This window comes from Kushneria sp. AK178, assembly GCF_053903105.1.
The window spans coordinates 1029793-1050851 of the sequence record NZ_CP096381.1 but is presented as its reverse complement, the minus strand read 5'-3'; the positions used below and the strand labels follow the sequence as shown (position 1 = coordinate 1050851).

The window sequence follows — 21059 nt, the reverse complement described above, 5'->3', positions numbered from 1 at the left end:
TGAATGATACCTGCAGCGTCTCCTGACACGATTGCCGACTCAGGCGGAAGCGCCTTCCGGCACTTCCAGTTTTTGCTGGGCCGGCTTGAGCAGCGCGTAGGCCGCACCGATAAAGAGCGCGCCCACGGCGATCGCGAGCAGATAGAGCAGCGCCTGATTGACGGCCCCCGGAATCAGCAGCACGAACAGCCCGCCGTGCGGCGCCATCAGCTGAATCTGGAAGTACATCGACAGTGCGCCGGTCATGGCGCCGCCCACGATCGAGATCGGAATCACGCGCAGCGGGTCCTTGGCGGCAAAGGGGATCGCTCCTTCACTGATAAAGCAAAGCCCCAGCACGAAGGCCGCCTTGCCGCCATCCCGCTCGGTATCGTCAAACTTCGAGCGCGCCAGAAAGCTGGCAATCCCCATGCCGATCGCCGGCACCATGCCGGCGGCCATGATCGCCGCCATCGGCGCATAGGTCTGGGTCGACAGCAGGCCCACGCCAAAGGTGTAGGCCGCCTTGTTGATCGGCCCGCCCAGGTCAACGCACATCATCGCACCCAGCAACAGCCCGAGCAGAATGGCGTTGGTCGAGCCCATGTTGTTGAGAAAATCGGTCAGCGCCGAGAGCATGCCGGCCACCGGCGTGCCGACCAGATAGATCATGGTCAGCCCGGTGACCAGACTCGCCAGCAGCGGAATCACCAGAATCGGCTTGAGCGATTCGATACTGGCCGGCAGCTTCAGCTTCTGCGCGATCAGCTTCGCGGTGTAGCCGGCCAGAAAACCGGCGATGATGCCGCCGATAAAGCCGGCCCCCAGGGTACTGGCCAGCATGCCGCCGATCATGCCCGGCGCAATCCCGGGACGGTCGGCAATCGAGTAGGCGATATAGCCCGCCAGTACCGGCACCATCAGGGCAAAGGCCGTATCGCCGCCGATCTGCATCAGCGCCGCGGCCAGCGTACCCTCCTCCTGAAACGCCTCGATGCCGAACACGAACGACAATGCGATGCACAGACCGCCGGCGACCACCATCGGCAGCATGAAGGAGACCCCGGTCAGCAGGTGCTTGTAGACGCCCCGCTCCTTCATGCTCTTCTTGCGCTCGCCACCGGCCGGCGCGCTGCTGCCTTCGCTTTCCACCGCAGCGCCTGCCAGCGCGTCGTTGATGGTCTGCTGCGACTTCTTGAGCGCCGTGCCGGTGGAGGTGCGATAGATCGGCTTGCCGGCAAAGCGCTCGTCATCGACCTCGATATCACAGGCCAGCAGCACAATGTCGGCGCTGGCGATATCGTCATCGGTGAGCTGGTTCTGCGCGCCGACCGAGCCCTGCGTCTCGACCTTGATGTGATGGCCCAGGGTGCGCCCGGCCTCGGCCAGCGCCTCGGCGGCCATGAAGGTGTGCGCCACGCCGGTCGGACAGGCCGTCACGGCGACAATGTTTTTCGAGGTGCTGGCCCCGGACGCTGCCGGGGCCGCACCGGCCTCTTCAAAAGCGTCATCATCGCCCTGCCAGGGCACTGCCTGCTCGCGCGCGCGGTTTAGAAAACCGTCCGGGTCCGGCAGTGCGGCCTCGAGTCGCTCGCGATAGAGCGGCTTGCCGGTAAAGCGGGACAGCGCCACGGGGCGACTGGCGGCGACCACCACCAGGTCGGCCGCGGCAATCTGCTCATCACCAAGCGTGGTCGAGTCGAACTGGCCCTGCATCTCGACCGCCGTGTGCCAGCCCAGCCGGTGTGCGGCCTGTTCGAGCCGGCGCGCCGCCAGATAGGTCGTCGCCGTGCCGCTGGGGCAGGCCGTGACGATAACAATATTCATGCAAACCACTCCTGTGCCAGTGCCAACCACTGGTCGCCGTGCTGACCGCGCCTGTCATCAGCAGGCAGCTCAAAAGAAATCGGGAAGGCCGTCATGTCGTCAGCGCCTCCACATGGACCGCATCACACAGCGCGGCAAAATCCTCGGTATCCGAACGCCCGACGCCGATGCGGCGCACGGCATCGGCGGACAGGGCGGTGGCAAAGCGCAGCGTTGCCTCCCGCGACCAGCCCGCCAGCACGCCATGCAGCGCCCCGGCCAGCAGTGTATCGCCGGCGCACACCGTGCTGACGATCTCCATCTTCGGCGGGCGGGCACGCAGCGCACCGCCCTCGAACAGCCACACCACCCCCTCGGCGCCCAGCGACAGCAACACGTTGTCGATGCCACCGCGCTGCAGTTCGCGCGCCGCCGCCAGCAGCGCCGCTTCGTCCGGCAGCGGCCGGCCCACGCACTCGGCCAGCTCCTGCTCGTTGGGCTTGATCAGCGCGGGACGCGCCCGGGCGCCCTGCACCAGCGCCTCGCCGCTGCTGTCCAGCCAGACCGGCACACCCTGCGTTTCGAGCCGCCCGATCAGCATTGAGAGCCACTCGGGCGTCACGCCCGGCGGCAGGCTGCCGGAGATCACCACCGCCTCGATCTCATCACAGCGGGCGTCGATATCACCGAGAAGCTGCGTCATGGCTGTCTCGTCTACCAGCGCGCCCGGGCCGTTGATGTCCGTTACGCGACCGTCGGCCTCGGAAAGCTTGGCGTTGACCCGGGTTTCACCGTCGACACGAATGAAGCGATCCTCCACGCCCCACTGTGCAAAGGCGCGCTCGAAGGGCGCCTGGTTATCGCGACCCAGAAAGCCGCTGACCGACACCCGATGGTCGTGGCGCGCCAGCACACAGGCCACGTTATTGCCCTTGCCGGCCGGCGTCAGCGAACTCTCCTGCGAGCGGTTGACGCTGCCGGGTGACAGCACGCTCAGGCGAATGGCGAGATCCAGCGCCGGATTGAGCGTCAGTGTCAGTACCCGACTCATGTCAACGACTCCAGCATGGCGCGCACCTCGGCCGCCGTCGGGCACTCGAGCGCGCGCAGCGCCAGCGCCCGACTCTCGTCCAGATTCAGGCCGCGAATGCGCTGCTTGACCAGCGGAATCTGACGGCTGGAGACCGACAGCTCATCCACGCCCAGCCCCATCAGCACGCCGATGGCCTGCGGGTCGCTGCCCAGCTCGCCACACACGCCCACCCAGCGCCCTTTCGCATGCGCGGCGTCCACGGTCATTTTGATCAGGCGCAGCACCGCCGGGTGCAGGCCGTCGGCCTGGGCGGACAATTGCGAATGGCCGCGGTCGATCGCCAGGGTGTACTGGGTCAGGTCGTTGGTGCCGATCGAGAAGAAATCGACATGCTCGGCCAGACTCGGCGCCAGCAGCGCACAGGAGGGTACCTCGATCATGACGCCCAGCTGCACATCGGGCGCGCGCACCTCGGCCTGAACGCGATCGAAAATCGCCTTGCCGGCATGAAACTCCGCCACGTCCTTGACCATCGGGAACATGATGCGCAGCGGACGCTCCCCGGCCGCGGTCAGAAGCGCCCGGATCTGGGTCTCGAGCACGTCCGGGCGGGTCAGTGCCAGGCGAATGCCGCGCAGCCCCAGAAAGGGGTTGTCTTCTGCCGGCACCGGCCAGTAGTCCAGCGGCTTGTCACCGCCGACATCCAGCGTGCGCGCGACCAGTGCCCGGGTGCTGCCCAGGGCATCAAAGGCCTGGGCGTATTCGGCCACCTGGGTGTCCAGATCCGGCGCCTGCGGATGGGCCATGAAGACAAATTCGGTACGCAGCAGGCCGACCGCCTCGGCGCCGCGCTCGACGGCGTCCGTGGCGTGGGCGGTGTTGCCCAGGTTGGCAGCCACCTCGACGCGATGGCCGTCCAGGGTGACGGCCGGGTCAAAGCGCACCTCAAAGGCGTCACGCTCGAGAATCTCGCGCTCGCGAATGGAGAGCTCGGTACGGGCTCGGCGCTCCGGGGCGGGTTCGGGGATCACGCGGCCGCGCTCGCCGTCGAGAATCATGTCGATGCCATTGCTCAGCGCCATGACGGTCTCGCCGGCTCCCACGACTGCCGGAATGCCCAGCGCCCGCGCCAGAATGGCACTGTGGGAGGTCGCCCCGCCGCGGGCGGTCAGGATACCGCGCACCCGCGAGGTATCCAGCCGCGCCACATCGGAGGGGCCGACATCGTCGGTGACCAGAATGTACGGGTGCGCCGGCGGGTCGGGCATTTTCACGCCGCAGAGATTGCCCAGCACGCGCCGGCCGACGTCGCGCAGGTCCGCAGCGCGCTCGGCCAGCAGCCGATCGGCCAGCGCCTCCTGGGCGCGGGCCGCCACATCGATGGCACGCCACCAGCCCCCCTCGGCGCTCTTGCCTTCGTTGATCGCCTCATAGGCGGCTTCGCGCAGCTCCGGGTCGCCCAGCATCTCTTCATGCATGGAGAGAATCTCGGCCACCTCGCCGCCGGCGACGCGAATCATCTCCTCGAGCTGCTGCTCGGCCTCTTTGATCGCCTCGCCCAGGCGCGCCTTTTGCACCTCGCGATCCGAGGCGGTCTCCTCGTAGTGAAACTCCGGCGGACGCATCACGAACACGGGGGCGATCGCCATGCCGGGGGAGGCCGGCACGGCCGTCAGAAGCGTGTCGGCCGCCGGGGCGACCACCGGTTCACGCGGTGTCTGGCGATTGCGTGATGGACGCGCATCGCTGGTATCGCCCAGCGGGGTGACCTCCTCGCCCAGCCCGCCGCGCAGCGCCTCGGCCATGGCATCGACCGCCTCACGGGCGCCCTCGCCCTCGGCCGAGAAAATCAGCATCTGGCCGCGCCGGGCGCCCAGACCGATCACTTTGGTCAGACTGGCCGCCGAGACGGCTTCGTTGCCGCCCTCGGCCAGTCGCACACGCACCGGCACGCTCTGGGCGCGGGCCACCTGCACCAGCTGCTTGGCCGGACGGGCGTGCAGGCCGTGGGCGTTGCGTACCCGGACCCGCACGGTTTCGGCACTGGCGGATTCACCGGACAGCCGTGCGAGCAGCGCATCGCGCCCCAGCCGCGCCAGCTCCTCGCCCTTGCCCTCTTCCAGCACGCTGACCAGTCGGTCGAGCAGCACATCATGGGCATTGCCGCTCTCGGCCAGACAGAAGACCCCGGCCACGCCGTCGATGTGATCCTGCGGCAGGGCCAGCCCCAGCGCCGGCTGGGTCACGGCCGTGGCGCTACGCACCAGCCACAGCTGCTGGCCCAGCGAGACGGCCTGCTGGGCCAGAATGTCGGCCACGAAACGGCGATCCACGCAGCCGAGCTGCTCAAGGCGCGTGGCGGCAGCGGCGGTCAATTCCAGCGATGAGTGGGCCGGCACGTTCTGAATGATGGTGTCGCCATCCAGACGGGCGGTGATTGGCGCTTTGGAGAGCAGGCTGACGACCTCTTCGGCATCCTCGGCACGGGCCAGCTTTTCCGACACGCCGTCGCGGTCGAGCACATGGGTGAGCTGGCGCAGAATGTCGAGATGCTCGTCGCTCTGCGCGGCAATGGTGATGATCAGGTGGACCCGATTGCCGTCGTGCCACTCGACGCCGTCGGGAAACTGCAGCAGACGCACGCCGGTGGCCAGCACATGCTCACGGCTTTGCTGGGTGCCGTGCGGAATGACGATGCCATTGCCCAGCCAGGTCGAGGCCTGCTGTTCGCGCTCGAACAGCGCATCGCGATAGCCTTCGCGGGCAAGCCCGCCTTCCATGAGCGCCTGGCCGGCCTGATGGAGCGCATCACGCCAGTCGCTGGCGTGCTGATCGAGCAAAACGGCATCACTTTTCAGCGTGAGCATGGCGTATTGATCCTTGTGAGTGGCAAATCTGCGCAGACGATGACATTGATTCGTGCAGCCTGGCGCAGAACGGCATGAAACAGGTCATGACAGCATGGCTGAATCGTGTCACCTTTTCCTTGCCGTAATGCTGAAAGAGATCGAGCGATGAATCAAGCACCAGCGGTATGGACCTACGTCGTATCGACAGCCACACGCCTTTCATATCGGGAAACAACACCATGACGCTGGCAGAGATTGCGCGCCTGGCGGGCGTATCACGGACCACGGCAAGCTATGTCATCAATGGGAAATCGCGCCAGCACCGCATCAGCGAGGCGACGGTCAAGCGCGTCATGGCGGTGATCGAGGAGCACGGCTACCGGGTGGATGCTCAGGCCGCCGCGCTGCGTCGCGGCGTCAGCCGAACGCTGGGCTTCGTCCTGCCGGACCTTGAAAACACCAGCTATGCGCGGCTGGCCAAGCTGCTGGAACAGGGGGCGCGCCGGGCGGGGTATCAGCTGCTGATGGTCAGCTCCAATGATGATCCGGACACCGAGCGCGAGCTGCTCCGCGCCCTGCAGGCGCGGCGCTGCGACGGCCTGATCGTGGCCTCGAGCCTGCCGCCGGGAGAGGACTGCTATCAACGCCTGATCAGCACCGGCATGCCGGTGGTGGCCGTGGACCGGGCACTCGACGATACCCTGATGCCGTGCATCATCAGCGAAAACCGCCGCACCGCCATGACGCTGACCGCCTCGGTGCTCTCGCCTGATGTCGAGGAGATCGTCTGGCTCGACGCCCTGCCGGAACTGGCCAATACCGTTGAGCGTCGCGACGGCTTCCGGGCCGCGGTAGACCACCCGGGAGACCAGGGGCCGCGGGCACACCTTCATTCGGGCGAGCGCTATGATCGGGAGACCGGCATGGCGCTGATGCAACAACATCTCGAGCATCATGACATGCCGCGGGCCCTGGTGACGGCCTCCTATACGCTGCTGGAAGGCGCGCTGGACGTGCTGCTGTCGCACTATTCGCTGGAGACGCTGTGCGAGCGGGATCTGCGAATGGCTACCTTCGGCAACGACCGGCTGCTGGACTTTCTGCCGCTGAAGGTCAATTCGATGCAGCAGGACCACGAGCGCATCGCATCACTGGCCCTGTCCAGCGCGCTGGACGCCATCGAGGGCCGGCTTCACCCGGGCATCATCGATGTCGAGCGCACCCTGATTCGCCGCCACTAAGGCGCCAGGAGGCAGCTCATCGGCCGCCGGTAACCGTTCACCGGCCTTCGGCAATGGCGGGTCAGGCGATGGCCTGGCCCTGATATTCGTAGACCCCGTACTGCCAGTGCGCGCGGCCGGGGCGTCTGGGGCCCTGCCAGCCACGAGAGAGCAGCTCGCGCGCCAGCAGATGGTTGATCATGCCGTGGCCGACAAACAGCACCGAGCAGTGCTCGCCGGCCAGCTCGACCAGCTTGCTGGCCGCGGCACCGGCGCGACTGAACACCGCCCGGCGACCTTCGGCGTTGCCGTGATAGCCCAGCAGCCACAGTGCGCGAAAGGTCACCAGCCAGAAGGTGGTCGGCAGAGGCGGGGTCGGCCAGCGCCCGCTGCCGTGCGGCAGATCGATTTCGCGCATCAGCGGGTCGCTGTAGACAATGTTGCCCGCCTCCAGCCGCAACGCCGACTCCAGCGAGCGCGGCAGATCGCTGCAGACCACTGCTGCACACTCGCGTGCCACGGAAAACGCCCGCTCGCACCGGGTCAGCTCGTCAAGGCCTGCCAGCTGATAGCGAGCCACCCAGTCCCTGAAATCCGCAGCGACCATCCTTTCATCAAAACGCACCTGCGGCGCCCCATGCCGCATCAGGATGATCTTCATGCCCCCGCTGCTCCAGATAATAGTTGATTGAGATCAATTCTAGTCGTCAGCCTCCGAGTGTCACCACTATCGTTCAGAATCACGCAAAATCGCGTCCTGTCGTGACCGGTTATTGCCGACCCTGCCGGTATCGTGTTCTGGTCCTCTTCAACCCCTGATGTCAGCGTGGTGATCATGTCAGAAGTCGCACCGGAAAAGAGTGTTTTGCAGCCCCTGCCCGACGTGCTGGCAGGCCCCATGCTGCGCCGCTTGCTGCCCGAGCGCATGACCCTGTGGCTCATGGCCTCACGGCCCCTGACGCTGACGCTGGTTCTGGAGCGCGACCCGGCGCGCTCGATGCACCTGCCTCTTGATGCGTCACAGTGCCGCCGCCTGCACCTCGGTGATCATGCTGTGGTACACATGATCGATGTCGCCATCTGTCCGGCGTTCGATGAAGGCGAGATACTGCGTTACGACCTGCTCATCGAACACCAGGGACAGCGTCACGGCATTGCAGAATGGGCGCCGCAGCTGTGCCATGAGGGGGAACACCGCCTGACCGTGCGTCATGCCATGACGCTTGCCTCCATTGCTCACGGTTCCTGTCGTCGGCCCCACCATGATGCGCCCGACGGCCTTGCCCGACTGGACCGGGAGCTTCATGCACAGCGCGCCACTCCAGAGCAGTGGCCCTCCCTTTTGATGATGACCGGCGATCAGATCTATGCCGATGACGTTGCAGGGCCGATGCTTTTGGCCATCAATGCCCTCGTGGCGCGGCTGGGCCTTTATCACGAGCAGTTTGAATCGGCGGCAATCAGTGACAGTCACGCCCTTTTACAGGATCCCTGGCTGTACCGGCGCCATCAGCTGCTGCCGGCCACCCCTGACAACCGCCTGCTGCAGCGCTACTTCTTTCGCGGCAAGGACAAACCGATCCTTACCGCGGCAGGAGCCGACAACCATCTGATCAGTCTGGGTGAAATACTGGCCATGTATCTGCTGGTCTGGTCACCCATTCCCTGGCAGCTTATCGATATCGAACGCCCGACCCTTGAGGACAGCACGGCGGCACGCTTTGAAACAGAGCGTGCCGCACTGGATCACTTTATCGAGGAGCTGCCGGCGGTGCGTCGCGTGCTGGCCCATCTGCCGACCTGGATGATCTTTGATGATCATGACGTCACCGATGACTGGAACCTGACCGCCCGGTGGGAGCGCACCGCCCTGGAGCACCCCTTTTCGCGACGCATCATGGGCAACGCCCTGATCGGCTATCTGATCTGTCAGGGCTGGGGCAACGCTCCCGAGCGTTTTGACGGCGACATGATGACGCGACTGCAGGCGTACTGTCAGAGTCCCGACAAGACGCAGCATAACGCCCTGATCAACGCCCTGCTGCGCTTCGAGCGCTGGCACTACACGCTGCCGACCCGGCCCGCCATGGTGGTGCTGGATACCCGCACGCGTCGCTGGCGCAGCGAACGTGGCCTGCACAAGCCGTCGGGATTGATGGACTGGGAGGCCCTGACCGAACTGCAGCAGGAACTCATGGGACACGACGCCGTCATCATGGTTTCACCGGCGCCGGTCTTTGGCGTCAAGCTGATCGAGGCGGTACAGCACGTGTTTGTCTGGCTCAACCGCCCCCTGCTGGTGGACGCCGAGAACTGGATGGCCCATCGGGGCGCGGCCTATGTCATGCTCAACATCTTTCGCCATCGCCATACCCCGCAGGATTTCATCGTGCTGTCAGGGGATGTGCACTACAGCTTTGCCTACGATGTAGAGCTGCGCGGCGAGCATCGCAGCCCTCACATATGGCAGATCACCAGCAGCGGCATCCGCAACGAGTTTCCGGACCGGCTGCTCGATATCTTCGATCGCATCAATCGCTGGCTGTTTGCCCCCTGGTCACCCGTCAACTGGCTGACCAAGCGCCGCCACATGGTGATCAAGCCCCGCCAGCCCGATAGCCGCTCTCCGGGGGAACGGCTGGTCAACAAGGCCGGTATCGGACTGCTGCGCCTGGATGACCAGGGGCGCCCCCGGGAGATCATGCAACTGGGGGGTGACGGTTATGACGTGCGCTTTGAGCGCGACGACTGAGCTCTCCGGTCGGCGGCGTCATGCCCGACCGACAGCACAGCGCCCGGCAGTAACCGGGCGCTGCTGGCGCCATGACGTGTCGACGGCATCCCTAGCTTGCCGAGTCCCCGTTCTCATCGGCACTTGCCGCCTTGTCGTCGTCATCGCCTGATGAGGCCGCCGGCTCATCAGAGGGCGATCCATCAGAAGACGGCGTGTCACTCTCCCCGTTTTGAGCGTCGTCGGCAATCTGCTCCGGCACGCCTTCCTGCCAGTGCGCCCAGTCCGTCACGATCGATTCGATCAGCGGATAGCCGGCACGCACCATGTTGGTCAGTGCCGGCGTATAGCCACCCTGTCTGGCATAGCCGGTCAGGCCATCGGCATCGGCCAGGCCTTCGTAGGGTCGGTTGAAGCTGGCGCCGGCGCGCACCACGGCAGTACGCTCGCGCTGCAGTCGTCCGGCTTCGTCGGCGCGCTTGAGGGCGGTCAGGATGGCGTTGTCCTCCTGCTGGCCGGTACAGATGCTGGCATCCTCGCCGGCGATCTGCTTGCCCAGCTGTGCGGCGCGGTCGGCAAGCCGATCGCCGTACCACCAGGTATCGCTGGAGACGCTGTCACACTGCACCACGCTCGGCGCGTTACTGGCCGGCGCGTAGTCATAGTGGTCCCGATAGACGGCGGCGCTGTCGCTGTCGGCCAGCTCGACGCCCTTTGAGAGCGCCACGGCGCGGTCCACGAGGGCATCATCGAGGTGATAGTACTCGGTACCGTACTCCTGATGCGGGTCCTGGGTGGGGGTATGGGTATTGATGCTCAGATAGCCCGTGGTCCACTCCTCGGGGATATCGCGGGCATCAAGCTCCCACTGAATGCCGAAATCCACCAGGTAGCGTGGCCAGGTGGGCGAGCCCAGCGTGCCCTGGTGCGGGTCGATGCTGGCCACGCCGGAGATCAGAAACCAGCTCTCGGAGAGATCGAACTCCGGCGAGAAGGCCAGAGTGGAAACGGAGGTCGCGGCATTGGCATAGCCCTTGCCGGTGGTCATCAGACAGACATCGTCGTCATTGCAGCTGACGCTGCCGAACGAGCCGTGCAGGCCGGGCACGGTAATGTCCTGCATTGGCGCAAGCTTCTCGGCCCAGACCGTGCGCTCGGGGCCGAAGGTGGTAATGACCATGGCCCTGACATGACGCGGCGTCTTGCCGGCCTTGTCGGTCTCGGTGCCATTGCCCTCTTCACGAGAAGTCATATTGGCGGCACCGCCCTCACTGCCATTCGCCTGATCTTCAGTCCTCGATTCGGCGTCTGGCGCCACATCAGTGGTTGCCGGTTCGTGTTCGGCGCTGTCGGTATCGGCCAGCACCGGCAACGACAGCGGCAGGGTCAACAGGACAGCTGCCAGCAAACGGGGATAACTCATGATGTAACCTGCTGTTTCATCGCGACAGTTGTGATCATCTCATATCCACACGCCCGGCAATATGCCATTGGAGGCTGATACGCGACACACCCTGTCGACCGACACATGCCGACAGGAGCTTCTGACTTGATCAAACCTGGTTAACCCTTTTTAACTTTTCCTGCCCGACGCCGTGGCAGCGCCGGGCCATCGCGTCAGGGGGCTGCGCCCGGGCATGCCATAAAGTTTGTGAACAGGGCGCCGTTAAAACCGAGAGTTTTCAGGCGCAGATTCTTTCTTTAACGCGTTGTTTCACCGCATCAGCCGGAACTGTCGATGCCCTACCTGACCTCGTTGCGCGACAGAGTTATCGTGACGCTTTCGACCATGCTGGTGCTGGTCATGGGCATTCTGATGTTCATCCTGCATCAGCTGATAATCCCCAATCTCATCAATGAGGAGCGACAGGCCGCTTACGTCCACGCCCACGCCCTGCAGAACAGCATCGATCGACACGCCCGGACGCTCGGCGACATGGCCTGGCAGTGGGCCAGCCGGGTAACTCCCCGGGACTTCATGACCGACCGCCTGACCGATTTTCCCCGCACGCTCATCACCCCGGCCGGGTTTGTCGATCAGGGCGCCGACATGATGGTGATCACCGACGTCAATGACGACATCGTCCGGGTAGCCGGGCGCAATCCGGTGACCGGCGCCCTCACCTCCTGCGCCACGCCGACAGGCGAGTGTCGGTGGATGCTGGCGCAGACACGCCAGATCCAGAAGCAGCTGCTTGTGACCGATACCGTACCCCGCATTGGCGTCAGTCCCGAATTTGCCCTGCTGAGCACCTGGCCCATCGCCCATCAAAACAGCGCGCTGCCATCGGGCAAGCTGACGCTGGTGCGCTTTCTGCCCGGCCAGTGGCAGCCCGACCCGATGAATACGGCCTCGACCCTGACACTCTCTGCCGTTCGTCGGAACCCGGCCACCGATGCCGGTCCTGCCGCCGTGGAGATTGATCCGATCAGTGACGACAGCCTGCGCCTGACGCTGTCGCGCGACAGCGCCACACCCGGCTATCAGGTCGTCATGACCACACGACTCGAACGCGACAGTCTGCGTGACGGCATCGAGCGCTTTACCCTGACCATGATGGGGGTTCTGGGCGTGCTGCTGGTCATCATGATGCTCATGCTGTGGGTGTTTCGCACCATGGTGCTGCGTCCGATTACCGAACTTTCCCGCTACGCCAGCGCCCTGCGCCGATCATCGAGCGAACAGCTGGAAGCGCCGCCGCCCTGGCTGCAGGCTCGCCGCGACGAGCTGGGCATCATGGCACGCGAGTTCCAGACGCTGATCCAGGAGCTCAACGAGCGCAATGCCCATCTCAAGGCCCTGACCCATCGTGATGCCCTGACAGGGCTGGGCAACCGACGCCTGCTGGACCGTCAACTGCCGCGCACCCTCTCCTTGACGCATCGCCTCGAGCGGCCGGTGGCGCTGATCATGATCGATGTCGATCACTTCAAGCTCTATAACGACTTTTACGGCCATCCGGAGGGCGATCAGTGTCTGAAGACCATCGCCGAGACGCTCAGCGACATTTTTCAGCGCGATTCCGATCTGGTGGCCCGGGTTGGCGGTGAGGAGTTCGTGATCGCGCTGCCCGATTTCGATCTCGAGCGCGCCATGGATATCGCCCGCGGAGTATGCACCGCCATGGAAGCCCAGTGCATTCCCCATGAACCCTCGCCCACTCACCAGTACGTCACCATCAGCGCGGGCGTGGCCATCTCGACGCCCGAGCAGCCGCTGTCGGGCGAGGCGCTGATCAAGCAGGCCGACGAGGCCCTTTATCAGATCAAGAAAAGCAGCCGCAACGCCGTCGGGTGCGTCACGCCCGGCTGACGTCGCCGCGCATGGCGATAAACGTCCAGAGCAGCGTGGCCGCCGCCAGCGCGGTGATATCCTGCGGGTCGTAGGGCGGCGAGACTTCCACCACGTCCATGCCGATCAGATTGACATCGCGCAGCGCTTCCAAAAGCGCCAGCGCCTTCATGGTGGTGATGCCACCGATCTCGGGCGTGCCGGTGCCCGGGGCGTGGGCCGGGTCCAGCACATCGATGTCGAAGGTAATGTAGATCGGTGACTCGCCCATGCGCTCACGCACCCTCTGCGCCAGCGCTTCCCCCTCGAGTCGCATCAACTCGCGCGAGCCGAGCCACTCACCGCCCTGTTCGGTCAGCCAGTCCCGCGTGGCGGGTTCAACCGGTGAACGAAGCCCCAGACTCAGGGTTCGCGCCGGGGCCACCAGCCCCTCATCGATGGCGTTGCGCAGGAAGGTGCCATGGCCGATGTCATCGCCAAAGTGGCTGGCCCAGGTGTCACAGTGGGCGTCAAAGTGGATCAGCGACAGCGGCTGCCCCTGCCGGCGACGCTGGGCGCGCAAAACGCCCAGCGTGGTCATGTGATCGCCGCCGGCACACAACAGCGTCTGCGCCGGTGCCTGCTCGAGCGCTGCACTCACACCGGCCTCGATGCGGCGCAGCGCGTCGTGCTGGCCTACCTGCATGATGTCGAGATCGCCCAGATCGCTGACCAGCGCGCAGGGGTCGGTCTCGAATTCGGGGTGGCAGCCGTCGGTCAGCATCATGCTGGCCCGGCGCAGGGCATTGGGCGCCATGCGTGCGCCCGGGCGAAAGGTGACCGAGCAGTCGTAGGGCAGGCCCAGAAAGGCAAAGGGCCGCGCGCTGTCCTGCGGCGCCTTCAAGAAGGTGGCGATTCCCTGATACGGCAGACCCGACATGACATTCCCCTGTTCACAGCAGTGACAAATGGCAGTAGCAGCGAAAGCGTTATCCCGCTCACCCTGTCCATCAGCATAAATCAAACCACCTCTTCAGCCACCACGGTGGAAATCGCGACAAATGCCCAACGCTGCCGGTCAACGTCAGCGGCCCTGGCTGGAGGGTGTTTTATACCGGGCCAGGGCGTCGGGCGTGAGTACCCGGGCGGTGACCGCGGGGGCCCCGGAAGCCGTATCGAAAAACGGCGTATGGCGGTGGCGCCCGGTGAGATGCGCGCCCAGCATGAGGCGCATCACCCGCAATGTCCCGGTCAGTACGCCGGTGGCCACGGGTTTTGGTTCACCGACGGCCGCCTTGACGTGGGTCACCATCTGCAGCGGGCCAAAGCGCTTTTCGAGCGAGACGCCGGTGTCCTCCAGACAGCGGTGCACCAGACCCACAAAGGAGAAATGATGGCTGGCCAGCGTATTGCCGATCGGTGTCTGACAGCAGCTGGCGTACCAGCGCAGCATGCCCTTGTCTGTCAGGCGCATGCAGGCCAGGTGCTCGATCCCGCGCGTGAAGGTAATGCCGGCAGGCAGGGTCTGGATCAGGCGGGTACCACCCTGCGCATCGAGAATGCGCGCTTCATGGCCCAGAAAGCGGGCAAAGGCCTGGCAATCGGCGCAGTAGCACAGACAGTGATTGATCCCTCCCACCGGTTGCAGCACGCCGGTCAGGCGATGACAGTCACAGCTTATCGAATGGTTCATGGCATCAGCTCCGGGAATACAATCCACCGCTGGACAGGCCGCCCACGCCGGCGCTACCGGTAACAGCGTTCAACCCGCAAGACCGGCACTGCGAATCAGCGCGATCACTTCCTGCCCCGGGCTCAGTGCAAGCGCATCGAAGGCCTCACGCGTCACACGTGACAGCAACGGCTGTCCGGCAAGCGAGAGCGTGACTTCCAGCATCCCGGCCGTACCGTCTTCAATGGCTTCGATACGCGTACGCAGCTGGTTGCGAAAACTGCTGTCGGGCTGCTGCGAGAGTGACAGCGCCACATCGCGTCTTCGCACCCGCAGGCGCATACGCGCGCCTTCAGCCTGATCCAGTAGCGGCAGCGTCATGATCTGCCCGTCATCAAGGCGTACGCGCGTCGCGTGATAGTACCGGTCATGCGCCAGCACCTGCCCCTCAATCAGCGAGCTGGCCTCGAACCCGCCCAGCCACGGCGCCATGTCGCCCTGCGCCAGCAGAGTCCCCATCGAATCGCTGGCGATGACCTGCCCGCGATCGAGCACCACGAGCTGTTCGGCCACGGCCATCAGCTCTTCCGGGTCGTGGCTGACAAAGAGAATCGGCAGGTCGATCTCGCGGGTCAGGCGCACGATATAGGCCAGCAGCTCCTGCTTGCGCGCGCCGTCCAGCCCCGTCAGCGGCTCATCCATCAACAGCATGTCCGGCTCGGCCAGCAGTGCCCGACCGATCGCCACCCGCCGCGCCTCGCCGCCGGAGAGCGCGCCCGGCATGCGTTCCAGCAGTGCCTCGATGCCCAGCAGATCGACCACGCGATCAAAGGCTTCACCGCGGGTGATCCGCCGCGCATAGGTCAGGTTGCCGCGCACCCGATAGTGCGGGAAAAGACGCGCCTCCTGAAAGACCACGCCCAGTTGGCGCCGATGCGGCGGCACGAATATCTTCTGCCCGGTATCCACGAACGTACGGTCGTTGAGAACGATGTGCCCCCGGTCGGGACGATCAAGGCCCGCCAGCATGCGCAACAGCGTGGTCTTGCCGCTGCCCGAGTGGCCGAACAGCGCCGTCACGCCCTGTCCGGGCGCGGTAATATCGACATCGACGTCAAAATCGCCCTGACGGTGCTGGAGACACAGCTCAAGCATGGCAGCTGCTCCGCGGTATCAGTGTCATGGCGCCCCCCTGTCGCGGCCGGCCATGCGCCGGCGGGTGCGGCGCGCCAGCCACTCCGAGGCCACCAGCGAGATCATCGCCACCACCACCGAAATCACGCACAGCCGCGCCGCGGCGTCTTCCATGCCGGGCGTCTGGATCAGTGAATAGAGCGCCAGCGGCAGGGTACGGGTCTCGCCGGGAATGTTGGCGGCGAAGGTGATGGTGGCGCCGAACTCCGACAGCGCCCGGGCAAAGGCCAGCACCGCACCGGTCACCAGACCCGGCACCGCCAGCGGCAGGGTGATGGTGAAAAAGACCCGCCGCCGTGAGGCGCCCAGCGTTCGGGCGGCCGCTTCAAGACGCGGGTCCACCGCCTCCAGCGACAGCCGAACGGCACGCACCAGCAGCGGAAAGGCCATGACGCCGCCCGCCAGTGCCGCGCCCTGCCAGGTAAAGGGCAGCGACAGCCCCAGATGCTCATGAAGCCAGCCACCCACGACGCCGCGGCGCCCCATGACCACCAGCAGCAGATAGCCCACCACCACCGGCGGCAGGACCAGCGGCAGATGGACGATGCCGTCAAGCAGCGACTTGCCGACAAACTCGTGACGGGCCAGCAGCCAGGCCATGGCGATACCGGGCACCACAATGATCAAAAGCGCCGTGCCGGCGACCTGCAGGCTGATGCGCAGGGCCTCGATTTCAAGCGGGGTCAGCACAGCGATGTTCCTGTGACGGCATGTCCAGAGCGTCGATCAATTCACCTCACCCGATCCGTTGACCTCAAAACCGTACTGCCTGAAGGCGCCGGCAGCCTCGTCACTTTCAAGCCACTGCAAAAACGCCTGTGCCTGCGGGCTCGGCTCCTTGCCGATCAGCGCCGCTGGATAGGTGATGGGATCATGACTGTCGGCCGGGAACAGGCCCAGCTGGTGCACGTGCTCGCCCGCCATGGCATCGGTGGCGTAAACCACGCCCAGCGGTGTCTCGCCGCGCTCGACCAGCGCCAGGGCGCCACGCACATCGCTGGCGCGGGCCAGACGCGGCGACAGGGCCTGCCACTGCCCGAGCCTCTCAAAAGCCTGCTGCGCGTAGATACCGGCCGGCACGTGCGCCGGGTCTCCCACCGCAATACGATCGCCCTCCTCGAGATACGGCGCCAGCGGATGCTCGCTGTCCGGCATGAAGTCCTTGATGTCGCTGTCTTCCGAGGTGATCAGCGCCAGGCGGTTGTTGAGCAGGTCACGGTGCGCATGAAGCGACTCGCCCTGCGCTTCCAGCCAGTCCATCCATTTCTCGTTGGCGGAAAGATAGACATCCGCCGGCGCGCCCTGGCGGATCTGGCGCGCCAGCGTCGAGGAGGCGGCATAGACCGGCACGATGTCAACGTCATGGTCCTGTTCATACTGCTCGATCAGGGTATTCATGACGTCGGTCAGGGAGGCGGCCGCCTGAACATCGATGCGCTCGGCGGCGCCGGCAGCGCTGCAGGCCAGCAACAGCGTGGCGGTCGTCAGGGCGGCCAGGGATCGAATCATGGAGAAGCTTCTTCCTTGAAGGGCATTGGGCCTTGAAAGGCACAGGATGTCGAAAACCATGGGAATCGGCACGGGTGATGCACCGATATGCTTATACTTGCACATCGAACAACAGGGCTCAATCCTGATGAAAATCACCGTGCAAGGCATGCGTCAAGACGTCTATTCGGCTCGACTGCCCGTATCGATGACACCGGTGTCAAAATCGTCAAATTCGGCCGTAACCGCACAGCGGGTCTGCTGCTCGACGCGGCGATAGCGCGCCACCAGCTCCCGGCCCAGCGCCGTCAGATGGGCGCCGCCATGGGAGGCACCGCCCTTGCTGGAGCGCACCAGCGGCTGGCTGAAGGCTGCGTTGAGGGCATCGATCAGATGTCGCGTCTTGCGATAGCTGATGTTGGTCTGCCGGGCCGCGGCGGAAATGGAGCCGGTATCGCGGATGGCTTCCAGCAGATCAATCTTGCCCGGCCCCAGCACCAGGCCGCCTTCAAACACCAGGCGCAGTTTCGTTGCCGGGCCGGGCGTGTCGATGACCATGACGACATTACCTCTTCAAAATGAGGTCGCCGTTATAACACGCACTCGTGGTCCCTGCAGACCGTGCCGTTTGATCCGAACACAGTACCGGGCATCTATTTAAGCCTGTTATAAGAATAATTTTTCCCTGTTTTTCATGAACCTGCAAAACAATATTGATTCATGTAAATAAATTCTTCGCCCCCTGTATTTGTGTTCCCGGGTCGGACCAACCAGGCTTTTCATCAGCAGGCCGGAGGGCCTGTTGAGCCTCATCCCAAGGAAAGGAGAGATATAATGAAAGCGACATGGCTTGCACCCTTTGTACTGGCACTGGCAGCCACTCCCGCGCTGGCCAGCGACATGGATACTGACACCGACACCGATAACGGTCAGATGCAGGACGGCCAGATGCAGCAGGGCAATACCTCTGGCAGCATGGATTCCGGCATGGGCAATGCCGATGCCGACAACAACGGTATGACCCGTCAAAACGGTGACATGGACATGGACACCGACAACGGTGACATGGATATGGACACTGATAACGGTGACATGGATATGGACATGGATACCGACGACGGTGATATGGACATGGATACCGACACGGACTCCTGATCGGCCGGTCCATGATCAATACGGGGCGCAACCCATTGTGTTGCGCCCCGTTCATTTTTTATCTGCCCTGCCTCTTTGTTCGGCTTTCCGCTCTGCCCGGCTCTTTTCGTCGTGATATCCCCCCTTCATTGCTGCAGTCGACAGTACTTGTCATGAACGTCGCAGCGAACAGCGATTCAAGCCCCTGATAGACATCTTCCCCTGTCACCTTCAAACATCCGAGCGCTGATATCGACTCATGCGAACGATCCTGTCGCATCGCATGTTTGTGTTTCCGGATCAGGCCAACCAGGCTTTTGATCAGCAGGCCGGAAGCCTGTTGAGCATCAACTCAGGGAAAGGAGAAGGATGATGAAGGCGACATGGCTTGCCCCCTTTGCACTGGCACTGGCAGCAACGCCTGCGCTGGCCAGTGACATGGATACCGATACCGACAACGGTCAGATGCAGAACGGTAATCAACAGCGCCAGATGCAGCAGGACACCGGCTCTGACATGAGCTCCGATACTGCCAGCGGCGGTCAGATGACGCGCCAGAACGATGACAGGGACACGAACCACAACATGAAGCTGGATTCAAATCGCGACAGTGATGTGGGTTCAAGCCACGGCGACATGGATCTATCCGACGATACGGCTAACGATACCTGAGCATTTCACGGGCGCAGCATGAGTGCTGCGCCCCTCATGTCGTCCGCCCTGTCTCACTCCTGTCCACTTTTTCTTTCTTCATTCTGAAAGCAACCCTGCTTTCAGGCACTCCCGCCCCCCTGATCTATAGTGTGACCATCGAACCCATGAGCCCCGCGTTCGATATAAATCGATACCTGATGTCCATGCACCGGGAGCTTGCGCTCGATGCAAGGCCTCACACAGGAGAAAGCGCATGAAAGCAGCATGGATAGCGCCCTTTATTCTGGCGCTTGTCGTCACGCCCGCACTGGCCGTGGACACGGATAATAACGTCCAGCAGCAGAGTCAAACGCAGGGTAACGTGTCTCCCAACGCCATCAATCCCGGCCAGGGCAAGCAGCCCGACGGCTACAGCGATGGCGGCGAGAACCAGCAGCACACCGACGACTTTGGCGCCTCGCAGGTCACGGATCCCGAAGGGGATACCGATCTCGAGGCGGATACGGACGGCGGCAGCGACGCCAATGCCGATAGCGATACGCGTCCCGATACGGGCACGGATACCGACGATGGCGCCAGTACCGATAGCGGTGGCAGCGAGAACAGCGGCGGCAGTAGCGACAGCGACGACTGATCCATCCTGAAGCTGCCCGCACCATTCGCTGCCGGACCGGCCCAATAAATCAGTGCGTCATGACCGTCAAACGGCCTCCCGAGCGGGAGGCCGTTGTAATATGGCCCCTTTCGACCCTTCCTTCAGACCGCGCTGCCGATCTCAGGGCTTGATGTGGATGACACTGTCAGGCTTGTCGGTCTGGTGGTTGTCGTCAAGCGCCTGCTTGAGCGAGACATAGATACCGGAGGTATCCGAGATCGCCATCAGACTGTTGGGCATCAGGGGCGTCTTGATGGTATCCAGCAGCTTGTGGCTTTCACGGTCGTAAACGGTCACCGTCTGTGCCCTGCGATTGGTGACATATAGACGATCCCCTTCCAGCATCAGCGCCAGTGCGCCGTCACCGCTTGCCAGCGTGTCCAGTACCTTGCCGTTTTGCGTATCCAGCACCGTGACATCACCGCTGTCGGCATTGGTGACATAGAGTTGCTGCTGCTCCCGATCGAGCGCCACGTTCAGCGGGCCCTTGCCGCCGGTGGGCCACTGCGCGATGATCTCGTGACTGTCCATGTCGACCACGCGCACGGCGTTGTCCTTCATGGTGGAGACATAGAGGCGGCGCCCGTCGTGATCCACGGCCAGGCCGGTCGCCCAGGTGCCGAAGCCTTCGATGGTGTCGGTCAGGGTCAGGTCGTCACCATCGATGACCCACAGTACGCTATTGTCGCCCACCCCGGTCATGTAAAGGGTATTGCTCTGCTCATCCACCCTGAGCTGACGCGGATTGGGACCAAAGACATCATCCTCTTTCGCCTGCGCCTTTTCGGCCTCGGTGGCCAGCGCCAGATGCTGGATCGTATTATCGTCCAGATTGATGGCACTCACGCTCTTGTCCAGCGTATGACCGACAAAGAGCGTCTGCGTTTTCTCGTTCAGCGCCAGACCGAAGGGCTTTTGATCCAGTGCGATGGTCTCTTCGACTTCCAGCGTCTGAGAGTCCAGCCGATAGATGTTGCCGCCCTCACCTTCGCCGTAGTTGTCGCTGGCCCCCTCGCCAAAGCCGCCGGTGGCGGCGACATAGATCGACTGCTGCGACGGACTGAACACCAGCTCGTAAAGGCCTATGTCAATATCGTTTTGAGTCACGATCTGCTCGGAGGCGCTCTGCTGTTGCTGTGCCGTTTGCTGCTGGGTCGGCTGCTCACCGGCGACCGCCCAGGGGGTCGACAGGTTCGCGAGCCCGAGTGCGATGAGCGTTGCCTGCAACACGCGCGCCGAGCGTGTGACCGTCCCGGCCATGACCGTTTTTGACATGAAGTACTCCCCTGTCATCAATGTTCGGATGATCAGGATGTCATAACGTGTCGCTGCCTGCCACACGAATGTAAATGATTATCAGTTAAAACCCCGCA

At 64.0% G+C, this 21059-nt stretch carries 18 protein-coding genes; 6 read left to right on the top strand and 12 right to left on the bottom strand.

Going from position 1 to position 21059, the window contains the following annotated elements:
* Positions 1–39 precede the first annotated feature (39 nt).
* The 3 genes from M1D97_RS04715 to ptsP form a co-directional block, all read right to left on the bottom strand.
* Positions 40–1806: a PTS fructose-like transporter subunit IIB gene (locus M1D97_RS04715; RefSeq protein WP_456269590.1), complete on the bottom strand. Its 1767-nt coding sequence runs from the start codon at positions 1804–1806 to the stop codon at positions 40–42.
* 91 nt (positions 1807–1897) lie between these two features.
* Entirely contained in the window at positions 1898–2836 is a 939-nt protein-coding gene (gene pfkB, locus M1D97_RS04710) for a 1-phosphofructokinase (RefSeq protein WP_456269589.1), read from the bottom strand.
* Complete coding sequence (gene ptsP, locus M1D97_RS04705; protein ID WP_456269587.1) at positions 2833–5685, bottom strand: phosphoenolpyruvate--protein phosphotransferase; 2853 nt, start codon at positions 5683–5685, stop codon at positions 2833–2835. Before ptsP ends, pfkB begins: the two co-directional genes overlap by 4 nt.
* Before the next feature lie 221 nt (positions 5686–5906).
* Here ptsP and cra point away from each other — a divergent pair, with 221 nt between their 5' ends.
* Positions 5907–6908: a catabolite repressor/activator gene (cra, locus tag M1D97_RS04700; protein WP_456269586.1), complete on the top strand. Its 1002-nt coding sequence runs from the start codon at positions 5907–5909 to the stop codon at positions 6906–6908.
* 61 nt (positions 6909–6969) lie between these two features.
* Here cra and M1D97_RS04695 read toward each other — a convergent pair whose 3' ends face one another.
* Positions 6970–7548, bottom strand: coding sequence for a histidine phosphatase family protein (locus M1D97_RS04695; RefSeq protein ID WP_456269585.1), 579 nt, complete (start codon positions 7546–7548; stop codon positions 6970–6972).
* A 174-nt stretch (positions 7549–7722) separates the two neighbouring features.
* Between M1D97_RS04695 and M1D97_RS04690 the strand changes: the two genes are divergently transcribed.
* A complete protein-coding gene (locus tag M1D97_RS04690) occupies positions 7723–9639 on the top strand; it encodes an alkaline phosphatase family protein (protein WP_456269584.1) in 1917 nt (638 codons plus the stop codon).
* 91 nt (positions 9640–9730) lie between these two features.
* On the opposite strand, the gene M1D97_RS04685 is transcribed toward M1D97_RS04690, so the two are convergent.
* Positions 9731–11041, bottom strand: a complete 1311-nt coding sequence (locus M1D97_RS04685; protein ID WP_456269583.1) for a purine-nucleoside phosphorylase — start codon at positions 11039–11041, stop codon at positions 9731–9733.
* Positions 11042–11356: 315 nt separating this feature from the next.
* Here M1D97_RS04685 and M1D97_RS04680 point away from each other — a divergent pair, with 315 nt between their 5' ends.
* Entirely contained in the window at positions 11357–12931 is a 1575-nt protein-coding gene (locus M1D97_RS04680; protein WP_456269582.1) for a diguanylate cyclase domain-containing protein, read from the top strand.
* Here M1D97_RS04680 and speB read toward each other — a convergent pair.
* From speB to M1D97_RS04650, 6 genes are all read right to left on the bottom strand, one after another.
* Positions 12918–13829: an agmatinase gene (gene speB / locus M1D97_RS04675; RefSeq protein WP_456269581.1), complete on the bottom strand. Its 912-nt coding sequence runs from the start codon at positions 13827–13829 to the stop codon at positions 12918–12920. The two genes, M1D97_RS04680 and speB, sit on opposite strands and share 14 nt — an antisense overlap.
* Positions 13830–13973: 144 nt before the next feature.
* Positions 13974–14582 carry a DUF6151 family protein gene (locus tag M1D97_RS04670; RefSeq protein ID WP_456269580.1) on the bottom strand — a complete coding sequence of 203 codons (609 nt, stop codon included), beginning with the start codon at positions 14580–14582 and terminating at the stop codon, positions 13974–13976.
* 69 nt (positions 14583–14651) lie between these two features.
* Positions 14652–15716 (bottom strand): molybdenum ABC transporter ATP-binding protein, encoded by a 1065-nt coding sequence (gene modC, locus M1D97_RS04665; RefSeq protein ID WP_456269579.1) that lies wholly within the window; start codon positions 15714–15716, stop codon positions 14652–14654.
* A 24-nt stretch (positions 15717–15740) separates the two neighbouring features.
* Positions 15741–16445, bottom strand: a complete 705-nt coding sequence (gene modB, locus M1D97_RS04660; protein ID WP_456269578.1) for a molybdate ABC transporter permease subunit — start codon at positions 16443–16445, stop codon at positions 15741–15743.
* A gap of 36 nt (positions 16446–16481) precedes the next feature.
* The gene (gene modA, locus M1D97_RS04655) at positions 16482–17264 is read right to left on the bottom strand and encodes a molybdate ABC transporter substrate-binding protein (RefSeq protein ID WP_456269577.1); all 783 of its coding nucleotides are present in this window, start codon (positions 17262–17264) and stop codon (positions 16482–16484) included.
* A 162-nt stretch (positions 17265–17426) separates the two neighbouring features.
* On the bottom strand, positions 17427–17801 hold the full coding sequence (locus M1D97_RS04650) for a winged helix-turn-helix domain-containing protein (RefSeq protein ID WP_456269576.1): 375 nt from the start codon (positions 17799–17801) through the stop codon (positions 17427–17429).
* Positions 17802–18077: 276 nt separating this feature from the next.
* Here M1D97_RS04650 and M1D97_RS04645 point away from each other — a divergent pair, with 276 nt between their 5' ends.
* From M1D97_RS04645 to M1D97_RS04635, 3 genes are all read left to right on the top strand, one after another.
* The gene (locus M1D97_RS04645; RefSeq protein ID WP_456269575.1) at positions 18078–18398 is read left to right on the top strand and encodes a hypothetical protein; all 321 of its coding nucleotides are present in this window, start codon (positions 18078–18080) and stop codon (positions 18396–18398) included.
* 348 nt (positions 18399–18746) lie between these two features.
* On the top strand, positions 18747–19049 hold the full coding sequence (locus M1D97_RS04640; RefSeq protein ID WP_456269574.1) for a hypothetical protein: 303 nt from the start codon (positions 18747–18749) through the stop codon (positions 19047–19049).
* A 235-nt stretch (positions 19050–19284) separates the two neighbouring features.
* The gene (locus tag M1D97_RS04635) at positions 19285–19665 is read left to right on the top strand and encodes a hypothetical protein (RefSeq protein ID WP_456269573.1); all 381 of its coding nucleotides are present in this window, start codon (positions 19285–19287) and stop codon (positions 19663–19665) included.
* 141 nt (positions 19666–19806) lie between these two features.
* On the opposite strand, the gene M1D97_RS04630 is transcribed toward M1D97_RS04635, so the two are convergent.
* Complete coding sequence (locus M1D97_RS04630; RefSeq protein ID WP_456269572.1) at positions 19807–20961, bottom strand: beta-propeller fold lactonase family protein; 1155 nt, start codon at positions 20959–20961, stop codon at positions 19807–19809.
* Positions 20962–21059: the final 98 nt, after the last annotated feature.